General features: G+C 71.4%; 11 protein-coding genes. 9 read left to right on the plus strand and 2 right to left on the minus strand.

Annotated elements, in window-relative coordinates; genetic code table 11:
• Positions 1 to 67: 67 nt before the first annotated feature.
• Positions 68 to 3,199, plus strand: a complete 3,132-nt coding sequence (locus tag OOJ98_RS07145) for an endo-alpha-N-acetylgalactosaminidase family protein (RefSeq protein ID WP_267053771.1) — start codon at positions 68 to 70, stop codon at positions 3,197 to 3,199.
• A gap of 408 nt (positions 3,200 to 3,607) precedes the next feature.
• Here OOJ98_RS07145 and OOJ98_RS07150 read toward each other — a convergent pair whose 3' ends face one another.
• The gene (locus tag OOJ98_RS07150; protein ID WP_267053772.1) at positions 3,608 to 5,374 is read right to left on the minus strand and encodes a beta-galactosidase family protein; all 1,767 of its coding nucleotides are present in this window, start codon (positions 5,372 to 5,374) and stop codon (positions 3,608 to 3,610) included.
• A 128-nt stretch (positions 5,375 to 5,502) separates the two neighbouring features.
• On the opposite strand from OOJ98_RS07150, the gene OOJ98_RS07155 reads away from it, so the two are divergent.
• The 6 genes from OOJ98_RS07155 (at position 5,503) to OOJ98_RS07180 (ending at position 13,261) form a co-directional block, all read left to right on the plus strand.
• Positions 5,503 to 6,390, plus strand: a complete 888-nt coding sequence (locus OOJ98_RS07155; RefSeq protein ID WP_267053773.1) for an AraC family transcriptional regulator — start codon at positions 5,503 to 5,505, stop codon at positions 6,388 to 6,390.
• 9 nt (positions 6,391 to 6,399) lie between these two features.
• The gene (locus OOJ98_RS07160) at positions 6,400 to 6,702 is read left to right on the plus strand and encodes a chorismate mutase (RefSeq protein WP_267053774.1); all 303 of its coding nucleotides are present in this window, start codon (positions 6,400 to 6,402) and stop codon (positions 6,700 to 6,702) included.
• A 79-nt stretch (positions 6,703 to 6,781) separates the two neighbouring features.
• Positions 6,782 to 7,657, plus strand: coding sequence for an arylamine N-acetyltransferase (locus OOJ98_RS07165; protein WP_267053775.1), 876 nt, complete (start codon positions 6,782 to 6,784; stop codon positions 7,655 to 7,657).
• A gap of 54 nt (positions 7,658 to 7,711) precedes the next feature.
• On the plus strand, positions 7,712 to 10,198 hold the full coding sequence (gene pepN, locus OOJ98_RS07170; RefSeq protein WP_267053776.1) for an aminopeptidase N: 2,487 nt from the start codon (positions 7,712 to 7,714) through the stop codon (positions 10,196 to 10,198).
• A gap of 190 nt (positions 10,199 to 10,388) precedes the next feature.
• Positions 10,389 to 11,861, plus strand: coding sequence for an aminotransferase class V-fold PLP-dependent enzyme (locus tag OOJ98_RS07175; protein ID WP_267053777.1), 1,473 nt, complete (start codon positions 10,389 to 10,391; stop codon positions 11,859 to 11,861).
• Positions 11,858 to 13,261: a lysine N(6)-hydroxylase/L-ornithine N(5)-oxygenase family protein gene (locus OOJ98_RS07180; RefSeq protein ID WP_267053778.1), complete on the plus strand. Its 1,404-nt coding sequence runs from the start codon at positions 11,858 to 11,860 to the stop codon at positions 13,259 to 13,261. The genes OOJ98_RS07175 and OOJ98_RS07180 overlap by 4 nt, the downstream gene beginning before the upstream one ends.
• A gap of 52 nt (positions 13,262 to 13,313) precedes the next feature.
• On the opposite strand, the gene OOJ98_RS07185 is transcribed toward OOJ98_RS07180, so the two are convergent.
• Entirely contained in the window at positions 13,314 to 15,128 is a 1,815-nt protein-coding gene (locus tag OOJ98_RS07185; protein WP_267053779.1) for a bifunctional UDP-sugar hydrolase/5'-nucleotidase, read from the minus strand.
• A gap of 179 nt (positions 15,129 to 15,307) precedes the next feature.
• Between OOJ98_RS07185 and OOJ98_RS07190 the strand changes: the two genes are divergently transcribed.
• Both OOJ98_RS07190 and pyk read left to right on the plus strand, forming a co-directional pair.
• Positions 15,308 to 16,006: an SIMPL domain-containing protein gene (locus OOJ98_RS07190; RefSeq protein ID WP_267053780.1), complete on the plus strand. Its 699-nt coding sequence runs from the start codon at positions 15,308 to 15,310 to the stop codon at positions 16,004 to 16,006.
• Between the two features lie 156 nt (positions 16,007 to 16,162).
• Entirely contained in the window at positions 16,163 to 17,599 is a 1,437-nt protein-coding gene (pyk, locus tag OOJ98_RS07195; protein WP_267053781.1) for a pyruvate kinase, read from the plus strand.
• The last annotated feature ends 45 nt before the right edge of the window (positions 17,600 to 17,644 follow it).

A 17,644-nucleotide genomic window follows, 5' to 3' on the forward strand; every position in this document is an offset into this window, starting at 1 on the left:
ATGGGCACACCCGCACCCAGCGGAACACCGTGGTGCGCACCCACCCCCCACGGCAAGGAGCGCGCGCGTGAATCCCGAACAGCACGGCCCGACGCGGAGGACGGTCGTCGCCGTCACCGCCCTCGCCGGAGCCGGAGCCACTCTGGGCATCCCCTCCCCGGCGCACGCCGCAGGCCCGAACGCCCGCCGGAACACCGGCGAGACGGTGCTGCGCTCCGCCGGCCTCGACGTCCGCGTGGCCGACACCTTCCCGCGCATCGTGGCGTACACCGACCGCGCGACCGGCGCCGTCCTGCACGGCCAGGAGGACCCCGTCACCGAGGTGCTCATCGACGGCGCCCCCCACACCCCCCGCGTCACCTCGCACGCGTCCCGCGACCACATCGCGTACACCCTCACCTTCGACGGCGACGGCGACGGCGACGGCGACGGCGACGGGAACCGCACCCCGACCCGCATCACGGCCGAGATCCGCGTGAGCGGCCACCGCGTCGACTGGCGCATCACCCGCATCGACGACACCCCGGCCCTGCGCGTCGGCACCCTCCAGATCCCCGGCCTCGCCCTGCTGTCCGTCCGCAGCGACCAGCCAGGCGCCCAACTCCTCGCCGCACAGCTCCAGTTGGACAAGGCCAAGAGCGGCGACACCCTCGTCGTGCCCACTGCCACCACCGCCCCCGACGCCAAGCCCATCGGCTGCGCCTACGCGGTCCTCGCCCACCACGCGCTCGGCGGCGCCGTCGAGACCAACACCGTCTACGACAACCCCGCCGCCACCCCGGGTGCCACCTGGGAGAACGGCCGGCTGTGGCGCCAGACCCTGCGACGCGACGGCTACGTCAAGACGCAGCTCGTCCCCGGCCAGTGGACGCACCGCGCCGCGACCGCCCCCACCGGCGCCACCGAGCCCCTCCCGTACGCCACCGTCGTCGTCACCGGTGACCGCAACAAGGACGGCGTCGTCGACTGGCAGGACGCCGCCATCGCGTTCCGCGACATCATGGTCGAGCCGCTCGGCGCCGACACCCAGCACCTGCGGGTCGTCCCGCACATCCCGTACAACTTCGCCTCGCAGGCCACCAACCCGTTCCTCGCCACCCTCGACAACGTCAAGCGGATCTCGCTCGCCACCGACGGGCTGCGCCAGTACACCCTGCTCAAGGGCTACCAGTCGGAAGGCCACGACTCCGCGCACCCCGACTACGCGGGCAACTACAACGAGCGCGCCGGAGGCCTCGCCGACCTCAACTCCCTGGTGCGCGAGGGCAAGAAGTGGAACAGCGACTTCGCCGTCCACGTCAACGCCACCGAGTCCTACCCGGTCGCGCACGCCTTCTCCGACACCCTCGTCGACAAGAACAACCCGCAGTGGGACTGGCTCGACCAGTCCTACCGCATCGACCAGCGCCGCGACCTGGTCTCCGGCGACATCGTCAAGCGCTTCGCCGACCTGCGCCGCGAGGCCGACCCCGCACTCGACGCGCTCTACATCGACGTGTTCCGCGAATCGGGCTGGACCTCCGACCGGCTCCAGCGTGCCCTGCGCGACCAGGGCTGGCTCGTCGCCTCCGAATGGGGCCACGGCCTGGAACGCTCCTCGCTGTGGTCGCACTGGGCCAACGAGACGGATTACGGCCCCGACACCTCGCGCGGCATCAACTCCCGGCTCATCCGCTTCATCCGGCACCACCAGAAGGACGTCTTCGCCAACAAGTGGCCCACGCTGCTCGGTCACGCCCACATGGGCAACTTCGAGGGCTGGACCGGCAAGACGGACTGGACGGCGTTCTATGACCTGATCTGGACGGAGTCGCTGCCCGCGAAGTACCTCCAGGCCCACCCCATCGAGCGGTGGACCGAACACGAGGTCACCTTCGCCGGGTCCGCCGCCACCTCGGTCAGCGACGCCACCGGAGCGCGCCGCATCACCACCGACGGCCGGCTCGTCTACGACGCCGGCACCTACCTCCTGCCCTGGGAGCCCCGCAACGCCACCGACCCGGCGAAGCTCTACCACTACAACCCCGTTGGCGGCACGACGAGTTGGCGGCTGCCACGCGGCTGGTCGGGGCTGCGTACGGTGGTGCTCTACCGGCTCACCGACCAGGGCCGGGTGCATGTCGCCGACCTGCCCGTCCGCTCCGGCGGCGTGACGATCCCCGACGCGGCGGCCGGGCAGCCCTACGTCGTCCACCGCACCCGGGCCCGCGCGCAGGGCGACCCGGCCTGGGGCCAGTTCACCCCGGTGCGCGACCCCGGCTTCCACTCCGGGGCGCTGCGGGACTGGCAGGTGTCCGGCGCCGCGAAGGTCGTCCGCAGCGCGCTCGGCGACTACGAACTGGTCCTGCCCGGCGGCGCCGCGGCCACCGTGGGCCAGCGCCTCGCGCGGCTCGCGCCCGGCACGTACCGCGCGTCCGTACAGGTCGAGGTCGGCGAGACGGCGGGGGAGCGGCGCCTCGCCGCGCTGGACGTCCGCACCGGGGACGGCGTCACCGCCACCAACTGGACCGACACCTCCACCGCGGTCAACTACGTGGCCGGCGACCGCAAGCACGGCACCCGCTTCCAGCGGATGGGGGTGCCCTTCACCGTGCCGGCGGGCGGCGGCCCGGTCACCCTGACGCTGCGGGCGGGCGCGGGGGCGGCGCGGGTCCGCTTCGACAACGTACGCGTCGTACGGGCCGAGCCGACCGTCAAGCCCGGCACGGTCGCGTACGAGGACTTCCAGAACGTGCCGTCCGGGTGGGGCCCCTTCGTCAAGGGCGACGCGGGCGGCTCCACCGACCCCCGCACCCACATCGCGCTGCGGCACGCGCCGTTCACCCAGCGGGGCTGGAACGGCAAGGCGATCGACGACGTCGTCGACGGCACCCAGTCGCTGAAGTCGCGGGGCGAGAACGACGGGCTGGTCTACCGCACGGTCGACCACACCGTCCGCTTCCTGGCGGGGCGGCGCTACCGGGTGTCCTTCCGGTACGAGAACGAGAAGGCCGGGCAGTACGCGTGGATCACGGCGGTCGACGAGCCGGCGCCGCGCGAGCTGAGCCGGGTCGCGCTGCCGGCCGCGGCCGAACCCACCGAGTTCTCCTACGAGTTCACCGCGCCGGAGGCGGGGGCGGCCTGGGTCGGCCTGCGGAAGGCGGGCGACGACGGGACGGCGGAGTTCACCCTGGACACCCTGTCCATAACGGCCCTGTAGCCCGCCCCGATGTCCACGCCGCCCGGCATCGAGTAACTCAGGGACGCGGGCACGGTCCGCACCCTGAAGCCGACCCCCTGGGGCTCCGCCCCAGACCCCCGTTCGCGCCTTAAGGGCGCTCGTCCTCAATCGCCGGACAGGCCGAGATGGCCCCGCCTACGCGCCCCGCCAAGGGCAACCCACCTAGGGGCGCGGGGAACTGCGCGACCAGCCAAGCACGGTCCGCACCCTGAAGCCGACCCCCTGGGGCTCCGCCCCGGTCCCCGTTCGCGCCCGAAAGGCGCTCGTCCTCAATCGCCGGACAGGCCGAGGTGGCCCCGCCTACGCGCCCCGCCAAGGGCAACCCACCTGGGGGCGCGGGGAACTGCGCGAAACGGGCCGAGGAGGTCCACGCCGCCCGGGGGCGGGTCAGGGGGTCAGGGTGGGGGGCGGGGCAGACTCCGCGCCGGCCAGTTCGAGCACCCACACCTCCGCCCCGGCCCCCAGCACCGCCCCCGGCACATAGAGCGCCTCCTGCGGCCCGACCCCCCAGTACCGGCCCACACAGAACCCGTTCACCCACACGAACCCCCGCCCCCACCCCGCCATCCCCAGCCACCCGAAGTCCGCCCCGGCGGGCACGTCGAGCCGGCCCCGGTACAGGCCCGGCACCCCCGGCCGCGCCGGCACCTCGCCGCAGGGCAGTTTCTCCACCGCCCCCGGGACGGAGAGCGCGTCCAGCCGCAAGCCCCGCGCCCGTACCCCGTGCAGATACTGCCGTTCGTGCAGCACCCCGCCGGTGATCCCCTTCGGCTCCCCGCCGCGCGGCCCGTAGTTGACGCGCCCGAGCGACTCCACCCACAGCTCGACCGCCGCCCCGCCCGGCACCGGCTCCGCCAGCGTCGCGTCCTCGCTGTCCAGGACCCCGGCGCGCACCCCGTCGACGTACACCGTCGCCACGTCGCGCAGCCCGAGCACGCCCAGCGGGTACGGCCGGCGCCCCCCGGGCACGTCCACGCGGTAGCGGACCACGCCCCGGTCCACGTCGAGCTCCTCGAACGTGGGCGGCACCGGCGACTCGCTCTCCTCCCCGCCCAGGGTGTCCATCACCTCGGAGAGGGCGGTCCAGCCCTGCCACACCGTCGCGGCAGGACCCGTCAACCGCAGCGGTTCCGGCGGCAGTTGGGGCAGCGCCGCCGCCCCGCCCTCCTGGTACTCCGCCAGCACCTCGCGGAAGCGCCAGAACTTCTCCGTGGGCCTGCCCGCCTCGTCGATCGGCGCGTCGTAGTCGTACGACGTAGCCGTCGGCTCCAGCGCCCCCACATGCAGCGTGCCCGCCCGGTTCGCCCCCGACCAGCCCGCGAAGTTGGTGCCGCCGTGCGCCATGTAGAGGTTGACCGACGCCCCGCACTCCAAGATCTCGCGCAGGGTCGCCGCCGCGTCGGCCGCGTCCCGCACCACGTGCTCCGCACCCCAGTGGTCGAACCAGCCGCACCAGAACTCCATGCACATCAGCGGCCCCGACGGCTGGTGGCGGCGCAGGACCTCGAAGCCCTCGCGCGCCCCGCTGCCGAAGTTCGCCGTGGCGAGGACACCCGGCAGCGACCCCCCGGTCAGCATGTGGTCCTCGGGCCCGTCCGACGTGAACAGCGGCACCGTGATCCCGCAGTCGTGCAGCAGATCCGCGAGGTGACGCAGATAGCCGCGGTCGGTGCCGTAGCTGCCGTACTCGTTCTCCACCTGCACCATCAGGACGGGACCGCCCCGGTCGATCTGGCGCTCGGCGACCTGGGGGAGCAGCGCGTGGAACCACCGGTTCACATGCACCAGGTACTCGGGGTCGTCCGTGCGCGCCCGCCGTCCGAGGCGGCCCGTCAGCCAGTGCGGAAGCCCCCCGTTCTCCCACTCGGCGCAGATGTAGGGCCCCGGCCGCACGATCGCCCACAGGCCCGCGTCGTGCGCCGCGTCCAGGAACCGGCCGAGCGCCGCCACGTCCCGGTACTGGCCGAGGAACGGCTCGTGCAGGTTCCACGGCACGTACGTCTCGACACAGTTCAGGCCCATCGCCCGCAGCATCGACAGCCGGTGCCCCCACTGCGCCTCGTGCACCCGGAAGTAGTGCAGGGCGCCCGACAGGAGCCGCACCGGCCTCCCGTCGAGCAGAAAGTCCTCGTCCCCCACCGTGAAGTCGGCCACCGGTCAGCCCCGCCCGTCTCTCTCGATCGCTACGCGGGCCACTCTCGCCCCCTGGCGCGGCACCGGTCCATGGACAAAGATCGGCGCTGATTGGACGCAAGGGGGACCGGCAGAGAGCGGAAAGCGGCATGTATCACACCTGGATGCGGTATTTCACCCCGAGTCCGGCCCACCATCGGCTCGGCCTGGTCTGCCTCGGCGTCGGACTGCAGCACGGCACGCTGCCCACCGTGGGACCCCGCACCCTCGACCACCACGTCGCCGTCGTCATCGGCGCGGGGAGCGGCTGGTTCCGCGGCGCCGACGGCCGCCGGATCCCCGTCACCGCGCCCGCCCTGATCTGGCTCACCCCCGGCGTGCCCCACCACTACGGCGCCGACCCCGCCACCGGCTGGGACGAGTCGTTCGTCGACTTCGCCGGGCCCGCCACCACCACGTACACCGAACTCGGCTACATCGACCCCGACCGGCCCGTCGTCCCGCTCAGCGACACCGTCGCCGCCCGCGCCGCCGTCGGCCGCATCGCGAGGGCCGCACGCCGCGGCAACCCGCTCCTGGAGGTGGAGACCGCAGCCGCCGTCCACGAACTGCTCGTCGCGCTGCGCCGCGCCCGCGCCGACGTCGCGCCCGACGGCGACCCCGTGCTCGACGCGCTGGCCCGCGACGCCTTCCAGCCCCTGTCGGTCGCCGAACACGCCGCCCGGCACGGCATGACCCCCGCCGAGCTGCGCACCGCGGTGCGCAGATCCGCCGGCTGCAGCCCCAAGGACTACCTCCTCGGCATCCGCCTCGGCCGCGCCAAGGAACTCCTCGCCGCCACCGAACTGCCCGTCGCGGCCGTCGCCCGCCGGGTCGGCTACGACGACCCCGCCTACTTCTCCCGCCTGTTCACCCGGCGTGTCGGCATCGCGCCCGTACGCTTCCGCGAGCAGCAGGGCCGGGCCGTCCCCGGTGGCTGGAGCCGGCAGATTCCGGATCCTGAACACCCGCCGACCATCGTCGGCCATGCCACGTAAGCTCGACCAATGACCACGATCGACCCCTCCGTGCAAGCAGAGCTCTCCCGGCTCCGCGACAGCATCGACAACATCGACGCCGCTGTCGTGCACATGCTGGCCGAGCGCTTCAAATGCACCCAGCAGGTCGGCCACCTCAAGGCCGAGCACCGACTTCCCCCGGCCGACCCCTCCCGCGAAGCCGAACAGATCGCCCGGCTGCGCCGCCTCGCCGAGAGCGCCAAACTCGACCCCGCCTTCGCCGAGAAGCTCCTCAACTTCATCATCGCCGAGGTCATCCGCCACCACGAGACCATCGCCAACTCCGGCTGACCCGGCCCCACCACACCCGGCACGCCCCACCCCGCGCATCCCAGGACATCGCACCGCGACCCGGTGCGATGATCTGCCCGTGACGACACACCAGGTGGCGACCCACGCCCAGCCGACCGGAAGCGACATAGCCGGCTACCTCCGGCGCCTGGGCCTGGAACGGCCCCAACAGCCCACCGCCGAGGCCCTGTTCGCCCTCCACCGCGCCCAGATCGAACGCGTGGCGTACGAGAACATCGACACCTACCTCGGCCGCCCCGCGGGCATCGACGCACTCCTCTCGCTGCGCCGCGTCGCCGCCGGGCACGGCGGCTACTGCTACCAGGCCAACGGCGCCCTCGGCCTGCTCCTGCACACCCTCGGCTTCGACGTCACCCGCCACTACGCCGGCGTGCACGGCACCCCCGAAACCGAAGGCGCCCGCGGCAACCACCTGGCCCTCACCGTCCGCACCGGCGACCAGGAATGGCTCGTGGACGCGGGCCTCGGCGACGGCATCCACGAACCGCTCCCGCTGCTGACCGGCACCTACCGCCAGGGCCCCTTCACCTTCCGCATGGCCCCCTCCACCGCCGAACCCGGCGGCTGGCGCTTCCAGCACGACCCCGCCGGCGGTTTCCACCACATGGAATACGCCCCCGCGCCGACCGGCCCGACCGCGTTCGACGACGAGCACACACGGCTCACCACCTCACCCGAGTCCGGCTACGTCAAAGCCCCCGTCGTGGCCCGCCGCGACGCCACCACCATCGACGTCCTGCGCGGCCGCATCCTGCGCCACACCGACGCCGACGGCACCAGCGAACACGAACTCGCCACCCCCGCCGCCTGGTTCGAGGCCCTCCACGACCTCTTCCACATCGCGCCGGCCACCCTCACCGACGACGACCGCACCGAACTGTGGGCCCGCGTCACCCGCTCCCACGAGGCATGGCTCGCCACCCGCACCTCCTGAGACCGGCCCGCCCGCACGCTGGGCGGGCCCGCCCGCATCGGGCAGCATGGGCCCATGTCCGTACTGACGCGCGACGAAGCGCAGACCCGAGCCCTCCTCCTCGACGTCCAGCGGTATGCGATCGAGCTCGATCTCACCACCGGCGACGACACGTTCGACTCCCGCACCACCATCCACTTCACCTCCCGCGCCGCCGGGGACACCTTCGTCGAACTCAAGCCCGCCACCCTGCGCTCGGCCACCCTCGACGGCACCCCCCTCGACCCCGAGACCCTCGACGAGAACCGGCTCCCGCTGACCGCCCTCACCGCGGGACCCCACGAACTGCACATCGACGCCGTCATGAGCTACTCCCGCACCGGCGAGGGACTGCACCGCTTCACCGACCCCGCCGACGGCGAGACGTACGTCTACACCCAGCTCTTCATGGACGACGTCCAGCGCGTCTTCGCCGCCTTCGACCAGCCCGACCTCAAGGCCCTCGTCGACCTCACCGTCACCGCCCCCGAGCCCTGGACCGTCCTCGCCAACGGCATCACCACCCAGCAGGACGACGGCCGCTGGAAAGCCGCCACCACCCCGCTGATCTCCACCTACCTCGTCGCCGTCGCCGCCGGCCCCTGGCACTCCGTCACCACCGAACACGCCGGACTCCCCTTCGGCCTGCACTGCCGCCGCTCCCTCGCCCCCCACCTCGACGCCGACGCCGACGAACTCTTCGAGATCACCCGGCAGTGCTACGACCGCTACCACGAGAAGTTCGAGGAGCCCTACCCCTTCGACTCCTACGACCAGGCGTTCGTCCCCGAATTCAACGCCGGCGCCATGGAGAACCCCGGCCTCGTCACCTTCCGCGACGAATTCGTCTACCGCTCCGCCGTCACCGACACCCAGCGCCAGATCCGCGCCATGGTCGTCGCCCACGAAATGGCCCACATGTGGTTCGGCGACCTCGTCACCCTCCAGTGGTGGGACGACATCTGGCTCAACGAGTCCTTCGCCGAATACATGGGCTACCAGACCCTCACCGAAGCCACCCGCTTCACCGACACCTGGGTCGAATTCGCCATCACCCGCAAGTCCTGGGGCTACGACGCCGACCAGCGGCCCTCCACCCACCCCGTCGCCCCCGCACCCGACGCCGTCCCCGACACCGCGTCCGCACTGCTCAACTTCGACGGCATCTCCTACGCCAAGGGCGCCTCCGCCCTGCGCCAACTCGTCGCCTGGCTCGGCGAGAAGGACTTCCTCGCCGGCATCAACACCCACTTCGCCCGCCACAAGTTCGCCAACGCCACCCTCGCCGACTTCATCGACTCCCTCGCCTGCGCCACCGACCGCGACGTCCACGCCTGGGCCGCGGAATGGCTCGGCACCACCGGAGTCGACACCCTCACCCCCACCGTCGCCGAGAGCGACGGAGAGTGGCACCTCACCACCACCCACCAGGGCCACCGCCCCCACCGCCTCACCGTCGGCGCCTACGACCCCGACCCGCACCACCCCCGCCACCTCGTCCTGCGCGAACGCTTCGACATCGACGTCCCGCACAGCGAACCCGTCACCCGCCCCGGCCGGCGCCCCGCCCTGCTCGTCCTCAACGACCAGGACCTCAGCTACACCAAGGTCCGCCTCGACGCCACCTCCACCGAAACCGCCCGGCACGCCCTGTCCGGCATCCCCGACGCCCTCACCCGCGCCGTCCTGTGGAACACCCTGCGCGACATGGTCCGCGACGGCGAACTCGCGCCCGGCGCCTACCTGGAGACCGCACGCGACCACCTCGGCGAGGAGACCGACCTCGCCATCGTCCAGGGCGTCCTCACCTTCGCCGCCACCCAGATCACCGACCGCTACCTCACCCCCACCGACCGCCCCGCCGCCCTCACCCTCCTCACCGACCTCACCCGCGACCTGATCCGCCGCACCGAGGACGGCACCCACCCCGGCCTGCGCCTCATCGCCGTACGCCACTTCATCGACGCCGCCACCCAGCCCGACACCCTGCGCGCCTGGCTCCAGGACGGCCACGTGCCCGGCGGCCCCGAACTCGACCCCGAACTGCGCTGGCGCGTCCTGACCCGTCTCGCCGTCCTCGGCGCCACCGACGAGAACGAGATCGCCGCCCACCTCGCCGACGACCCCAGCGCCACCGGCGAAGAAGGCGCCGCCCGCTGCCGCGCCGCCCTGCCCACCCCCACCGCCAAGGAAGCCGCCTGGAACGCCATGTTCCACAGCGACACCCTCTCCAACTACCTCTTCACCGCCACCGCCCAGGGCTTCTGGCAGCCCGAACAGGCCGACCTCCTCCAGCCCTACATCGCCCGCTTCTACGAGGACACCGTCCCCTTCGCCACCCGCCGCGGCCCCGCCATGGCCCAGGCCGCCGGCCACTACGCCTTCCCACTGCCCGCCGTCGACGAGGAGACCCTGCGCCTGGGCGAGACCTGCCTGACCCACGAGGACCTCACCCCCGCCCTGCGCCGCCGCCTCGCCGACCAGGTCGACGACCTGCGCCGGGCCCTGCGCGTACGCGGCTGACCCCCACACGGGCCGCCCCGGACCCGGCCCGGGGCGGCCCGGACCCGCCATACCAGCAACCACCCGCCCCAACTCGCCCCCACCGCAAGGCAATACCACTTTCGGGTTGAGATCGTTGTGCACAGCGGCTTCACCGGCCGACGCAGGACCACGCTGGTGAAGTCGCTGCCCACACCCCCGAAGGAACCCCATGCACAGCCCGCCCCTCGCCGGAGGCACCGCAGGGCCCGCCGCCCTTCGCCCCCTCCTCGACGTCGTACTCGACGCCCTCGACCAGGGAGCGAAGACCCGGGGCGGCCCGCTGCCCGCCGGCGGACCCCGAGCCGTCGCCGACCGCGTCCACCACGCAGCCCGCGACGTACTCCCCGCCCACGGAACCGGCGCCGAAGAAGCCCTCACCACCCTCGTCCGCACCCTCGCCGAAGGCGCCGCCGACCCCGCCGAACCCCTCTGCGCCGCCCACCTCCACACCCCGCCCCTCGCCCTCGCGGCCGCCGCCGACCTCGCCGCGTCCGCCCTCAACCCCTCCCTCGACTCCTGGGACCAGGCCCCCGCCGCCTCCGCCCTCGAAGCCCTCCTCACCCGGACCATCGCCCAGGAGATCTGGCCCCACGGCGACGCCCTCATCACCACCGGCGGCACCGAGTCCAACCAACTCGCGCTCCTCCTCGCCCGCGAACACCACGACCACGTGCAGATCGTGTGCGGCGCCCACACCCACCACTCCATCCAGCGCGCCGCCTGGCTCCTCGGCCTGCCCCGGCCCGTCGTCGTCCCCGCGCCCACCGGCACCACCGACCTCGCCGCCCTCGACGACACCCTCACCACCCTCGGCGGGCCCGCCCTCGTCGTCGCCACCGCCGGCACCACCGACACCGGCGCCATCGACGACCTCCCCGCCATCGCCGCCCTCTGCGCCCGCCACCACGCCCGCCTCCACGTGGACGCCGCCTACGGCGGACCCCTCCTCTTCAGCGAACGCCACCGCCCCCGGCTCGCCGGCCTCCACCACGCCGACACCGTCACCCTCGACCTGCACAAACTCGGCTGGCAACCCGTCGCCGCCGGCCTCCTCGCCGTCGCCGACCCCGACCACCTCACCCCCCTCGCGCACACCGCCGACTACCTCAACGCCGACGACGACACCCACCACGGCCTGCCCGACCTCCTCGGCCGCTCCCTGCGCACCACCCGCCGCCCCGACGCCCTCAAAATCGCCGTCACCCTGCGCGCGCTCGGCCGCGACGGCCTCGCCCACCTCGTCGACCAGGTCTGCGCCCACGCCGCCACACTCGCCCAACTCATCGAGCGCCAACCACAGTTGGAGCTCTACCGGCACCCCGCCATCTCCACCGTCCTCTTCCGCCCCCGCCACGCCCCCGACGCCACCGTCGCCCACCTCCGCCGCACCCTGCTCACCCACGGCACCGCCGTCCTCGGCCGCGCCCACGCCGACGGCCGCCTCTGGCTCAAAGCCACCCTCCTCAACCCCCACCTCACCCCCGACGACCTCACCACCCTGCTAGCCACCACCCTCGAAGCCGCCGAAGCCGCCGCACCCCAAGCAACCGGCACCTCCGAAGCCCCCGCACCCGAAGCAGCCGCCCCACCCCGCATCACCCCACCCCCCACCCCACCCCCCACGGAAGGCGCCCCACAATGACCCCGCACCCCGAAGACCAACCCCACGACCTCGTCGGCATCGGCATCGGCCCCTTCAACCTCTCCCTCGCCGCCCTCGCCCACGGCCTCCCCGACGGACTCGACACCGCCTTCTACGAACAGCGCCCCGCCTTCCACTGGCACCCCGGCCTCCTCATCGAAGGCACCACCCTCCAAGTCCCCTTCCTCGCCGACCTCGTCACCCTCGCCGACCCCACCAACCCCTGGACCTTCCTCAACTACCTGAAGCACCGAGAACGGCTCTTCCCGTTCTACTTCGCCGAAAAGTTCCACATCCAGCGCACCGAATACGACGCCTACTGCCGCTGGGTCAGCGAAAACCTCACCAACCTCCACTTCGCGCACCAGGTCGACGCCGTCCGCTGGAACGCCGAACGCGCCCTGTTCGAAATCGACTACACCCACCTCGACCTCAACGGCGAAGCCCAGGCACTCGGCCGCGCCCACACCCGCCACCTCGCCATCGGCATCGGCACCGAGCCCCACGTACCCGAACCCCTCAAGCCCCTCGCCGACGCCCCCACCGTCCCCGTCCTGCACTCAGCCGACTACCTCGACCACCGCGCACGCCTGCTCACCGCCGACCACATCACCGTCATCGGCTCGGGCCAGTCGGGCGCCGAAGTCTTCCTCGACCTCCTGCGCAACCGCCCCCAGGGCGCCGAGAAACTCACCTGGCTCACCCGCAGCGAAGCGTTCGCGCCGATGGAGTACTCCAAGCTCGGCCTCGAACACTTCACGCCGGACTACACCCGCTACTTCCACGCCCTGCCCGAAGCCGTACGCGACCAGCTCCTGCCGCGCCAATGGCAGCTGCACAAGGGCATCGACGCCGACACCATGGCCGCCATCCACGACGAGCTCTACCGCCGCACCCAGCACGGCGGCTGGCCCGACATCACCATGACCCCCGGCGTGAGCGTACGAACCGCGGGCCGCGTCGCCACCACCAAGGTCGAACTCCACCTCGAACACGCCCAGCAGGGCACCCGCTCCCGCCTCACCACCGACGCCGTCGTCCTCGCCACCGGCTACCGCGAACGCCCCCTCGGCCGCATCCTCGCCGGACTCGACCCCTACATGCGCTACGACGCCTCCGAACGGCCGCGCGTGGACGACGAGTTCAGGCTCGTCCTCGACCCCTCCGTCACCGGACACGTCCACGTCCAGAACGCCGAGCAGCACACCCACGGCGTCGGCGCCCCCGACCTCGGCCTCGCCGCCTGGCGCAGCGCCACCATCCTCAACTCCCTCACCGGCAAGGACCCCTACCCCCTGCCGGCCCGCACCGCCTTCACCACCTTCGGCCTCGACAAAAAGAACCAGGCCCGCCCGGCGCATCTCCCGGGGGGCCTGATTCCACTCGTCGAACAGCCGTGACGTTTCGCCGACCGCCGGCTCAGCACGTCCGACGGCTCAGCACACCGACGGCTCAGAACACCGCGACACCGTTCTGCGTCAGCTTCCAGTCCACCGAAGCGAACTCCGCCTGATCGATGACACCCTTCGCCTTCACCCACGCGATCATCGTGTTACGGATCTCGTCGGAGTTCGCCCACAGCTGCTTGGCGGTGGCCACCCCGGGGAAGTTGCCGCCACCATTGGCCCGGTAGTTGTTCACCGCCAGCACGAACTGCGCCGCGTCGTCCAACGGCTTCCCGTCGAACATCACCTTCGACACCCGCGAACCCGCCGGCTTCGCGATGTCGACCTTGTACGACACCCCGCTGACCACGTCGTAGTTGTAGTCCGGCGTGCTGTTCGCGTTCGTGATCTTCGCCGGGTCCACCGCACCCGTTGTCTGCACGTAGTAGTTGGCCGAGAACTCGATGTACGCCCGCACCTGAGCACCCGTCAGAAGCCGCGCCTCCAGCGTGTTCTCGTACACGTACAGACCCGCGACGTCCTTGATCGTCACCTTGCCCGCCGGAATGACGGCCGACCGCGAGAAACACGCCGCCTGCGACAGCACCGGCAGCGCCGCGTACTGCGTCGACGCGAGCGCCGCCTTCACCGTCTCCGCCTGGATGTGGTTGATCAGATCGATGATCGGCACATCCTTGTACGGAGCCTGGTCCGAGCGCATCTCCGCCGCGTTGCTGCCCACCACCTGGTTCACATACGCCACGACCCTGTCGTGCTCCGCCTTCACCAGACGCTTCACCACCGGGTCCTCGGCCACCGCGTTGGCGTTGCGCACCCCCGCCGTCACCGACGCCACATGCCAGCGGCCCCGCGAGAACTCCAACTCGAAGTCGAAGACGCTCAGCCGCATGCCCCACATGTACGGCTCGGACAGCACCACCGTCTTGCCGGTCTCCTGGTTGACCACCGTCCGCGACGCCACCTCCTTGTGGGTGTGACCCACCAGGATCGCGTCGATCCCCGGCACCTGCTCCGCCACCAACGACGACGCGTTCTCCGGATACGGCAGCGCGTCCCCGTACGACGTGGAACCGTCCAGGCCCGAGTGATCCGTACAGATCACCACGTCACACCCGAGCGCCCGCAGCTTCGGCACATAGATCTTCGCCTGCTCCACCAGACCCGGGAACACCATCCTGCCCTGCACGTTCGCCTTGTCCCAGATCGCGATCCCCGGGTTGGTGAGACCCAGGATCCCCACCTTCACATCCGGCCCGTGCGGCACCTTCAACCGCCGCACCGTGTACGGAGGGAACGCCGGCTTCAACGTCTTCGCGTCCAGCGCGTTCGCACCGAGCAGCGGAAAGTCCAACTGGTCCTGGAACGCGCGCAGCGTCGGAATGCCGTAGTTGAACTCGTGGTTGCCGAGCGCCGCCGCGTCATAGCGCATGTGGTTCATCGCCAGCGCCATCGGGTGCTCGGGCCCCCGCTTCCCGCCCGACCCCGTGATCGGCTCGACCCGCGCGTAGTAGTACGACAGCTGCGTGCCCTGGATGATGTCACCCGCGTCGATCAGCAGCGTGTTGTGCCGGCCCTTCTCCTTGCGGACCTGGTCCACCAGAGTCGAGATCTTCGCCAGACCCACATCGTTGTGCGCCGCGTCGTCGTACTCCGCGTCCGTGAAGTAGTCCCAGTTGAAGACATGGCCGTGCAGATCCGTCGTCCCCATCACCGAGAACGCGTACCGCTTCGGCGGACGCCCGTGCCCGTGGTCCAGCTCCATCGGCGCCGCCTCGGCGGGCGACGCGACACCCCCGGCCACGGCCACACCGGCACCGGCGGCGGCCGTAGTGCCAAGGAACGTCCTGCGGTTCAGCGGCATGCTCTCTCCCTGAAGTCGTGTGACGCGCGTAGAAGTTGAGCGGACGGCGACGCGCGTAGACCCACGGATTCTGACGCACAACCCCGCCCCCGCAACACCCACAGAAGGTTTCGATCTGATGACCGGGCCCTGACAGAACACCACCCACCCGACACCCCCGCCAATGCCACAGTGGACCCATGACCGACACCCAGCCCTACGGAACCCCCGACCAGCCCCGCCTCGCCGTCCACGGCGAAGCCCACCTCGAAGTCGACCCCGAACTCGCCGGCATCACCATCACCATCGCCACCCGCGGAACCGACCGCCGCGCCACCCTCGACGACCTCACCCGCCGCAACGCCTACGTCATCGACCTCATCAAGACCTACGGCACCGCCGTCGACAAACTCGAAACCGGCGCCTTCACCCTCACCCCCCAACTCGCCCGCCACGGCCGCGGCGAACGCGTCCGCACCTACAACGGCAGCGTCCGCATCACCACCGAACTCACCGACTTCACCGCACTCGGCGAACTCACCACCCGCCTCGCCGACCTCGAACTCACCCGCGTCGACGGCCCCTGGTGGTCCCTGCGCCGCGACTCACCCGCCTACGGCGACGTACGCCGCCGCGCCGTCCAGCAAGCCGTCGCACGCGCCCGCGAATACGCCGACGCCCTCGGCACCAGCCTCGCCGCACTCGTCGAACTCTCCGACCCCGGCGCCGACAACCCCACACCCGGCTACGGCCGCCCCGCCGGCGGCGGCATGGCCTTCCGCGCAGCCGCCCCCGGCGCCGCCCCCGAACCCGCCCCCGCCCTCGACCTCGAACCCCAACGCCAATCCGTCCACGCCCGCGTCAACGCACGCTTCATCATGACCCCGCCCACCCTCTAACACCCCGCCGCGCCACCCCGCCCGGGGGCCCCGAACCGCTCATCGGAGCGCCCCCGCGCACGATTCAACACTTGTCAACCACCCTTCACCCAAAGGTTGTTGAGCAGTAACCCACGACCAAATACCTACCCGACGGTAAGCCCCTAGGCTCATCCCATGCGCCGAGCCAAAATCGTCTGCACCCTAGGGCCCGCCACCGACACATACGACCAGATCAAAGCCCTGGTCGAAGCCGGAATGGACGTAGCCCGCTTCAACCTCAGCCACGGCACCTACGCCGAACACGAAGAGCGCTACCACCACGTCCGCAAAGCCTCCGACGAAACCGGCCACAACGTCGGCATCCTCGCCGACCTTCAAGGCCCGAAGATCCGCCTCGGCCGCTTCACCGAAGGCCCCGTACTCCTTGAACGCGGCGACGAATTCACCATCACCGTCGAACCCGACACCCAAGGCGACCGCCACCGCTGCGGCACCACCTACAGCGGCCTCGCCGGCGACGTCACCACCGGCGAACGCATCCTCGTCGACGACGGCAAAGTCGCCCTCCAAGTCACCGCCGTCGACGGCCCCCGCGTCCACACCCTCGTCATCGAAGGAGGCATGGTCTCCGACCACAAAGGCCTCAACCTCCCCGGCGTCGCCGTCTCCGTCCCCGCCCTCTCCGACAAGGACCAGGAAGACCTCCGCTGGGCCCTGCGCACCGGCGCCGACATCATCGCCCTCTCCTTCGTCCGCAACGGACGCGACATCGACGACGTCCACCGCATCATGGACGAAGAAGGCCGACGCCTCCCCGTCATCGCCAAAATCGAAAAACCCCAAGCCGTCGACAACATCGACGACATCGTCGCCGCCTTCGACGGCATCATGGTCGCCCGCGGCGACCTCGGCGTCGAAATGCCCCTCGAACAAGTCCCCATCGTCCAAAAACGCGCCATCAAACTCGCCAAACGCAATGCCAAACCCGTCATCGTCGCCACCCAAATGCTCGACTCGATGATCGACAACGCCCGCCCCACCCGCGCCGAAGCCAGCGACGTCGCCAACGCCGTCATCGACGGCACCGACGCCGTCATGCTCTCCGGCGAAACCAGCATCGGCAAACACCCCATCGAAACCGTCAAAACGATGGGCCGCATCGTCGAAGCCGCCGAAGAAGACGTCCTCGCCAAAGGACTCCCGCCCCTCACCGACCGCAACAAACCCCGCACCCAAGGCGGAGCCGTCGCCCGAGCCGCCGCCGACATGGGCGACTTCCTCGGCGCCAAATTCCTCGTCGCCTTCACCCAGTCCGGCGACACCGTCAAACGCCTCTCCCGCTACCGCTCCCCGATCCCCCTGCTCGCCTTCACCCCGGTGCCCGCCACCCGCTCCCAGCTCAACCTCACCTGGGGCGTGGAGACCTACCTCGGCCCGCACGTCGAATCCACCGACGAGATGGTGGCGCAGGTCGACGAGATGCTCCTGAAGGTCGGCCGCTGCCAGAAGGGCGACGTCGTCGTCATCACGGCCGGCTCCCCGCCCGGCGTCCCCGGCTCCACCAACCTGGTCCGCGTCCACCACATCGGCGAAGACGACAGCCCCAAGTAACCCCGGGCCCCGGCCCCTTGCCCCACCCCTTGCAGGGGGCCCTCG

This window comes from Streptomyces sp. NBC_00083, assembly GCF_026343295.1.
Lineage (GTDB): Bacteria > Actinomycetota > Actinomycetes > Streptomycetales > Streptomycetaceae > Streptomyces.

Bases quoted from the DNA above. Each gene is read 5' to 3' on its own strand.
- OOJ98_RS07155 (WP_267053773.1), top strand. From the start codon at position 5,503: ATGTATCACACCTGGATGCGGTATTTCACCCCGAGTCCGGCCCACCAT.
- OOJ98_RS07160 (WP_267053774.1), top strand. From the start codon at position 6,400: ATGACCACGATCGACCCCTCCGTGCAAGCAGAGCTCTCCCGGCTCCGC.
- pepN (WP_267053776.1), top strand. From the start codon at position 7,712: ATGTCCGTACTGACGCGCGACGAAGCGCAGACCCGAGCCCTCCTCCTC.
- OOJ98_RS07175 (WP_267053777.1), top strand. From the start codon at position 10,389: ATGCACAGCCCGCCCCTCGCCGGAGGCACCGCAGGGCCCGCCGCCCTT.
- OOJ98_RS07180 (WP_267053778.1), top strand. From the start codon at position 11,858: ATGACCCCGCACCCCGAAGACCAACCCCACGACCTCGTCGGCATCGGC.
- OOJ98_RS07185 (WP_267053779.1), bottom strand. From the start codon at position 15,128: ATGCCGCTGAACCGCAGGACGTTCCTTGGCACTACGGCCGCCGCCGGT.
- OOJ98_RS07190 (WP_267053780.1), top strand. From the start codon at position 15,308: ATGACCGACACCCAGCCCTACGGAACCCCCGACCAGCCCCGCCTCGCC.
- pyk (WP_267053781.1), top strand. From the start codon at position 16,163: ATGCGCCGAGCCAAAATCGTCTGCACCCTAGGGCCCGCCACCGACACA.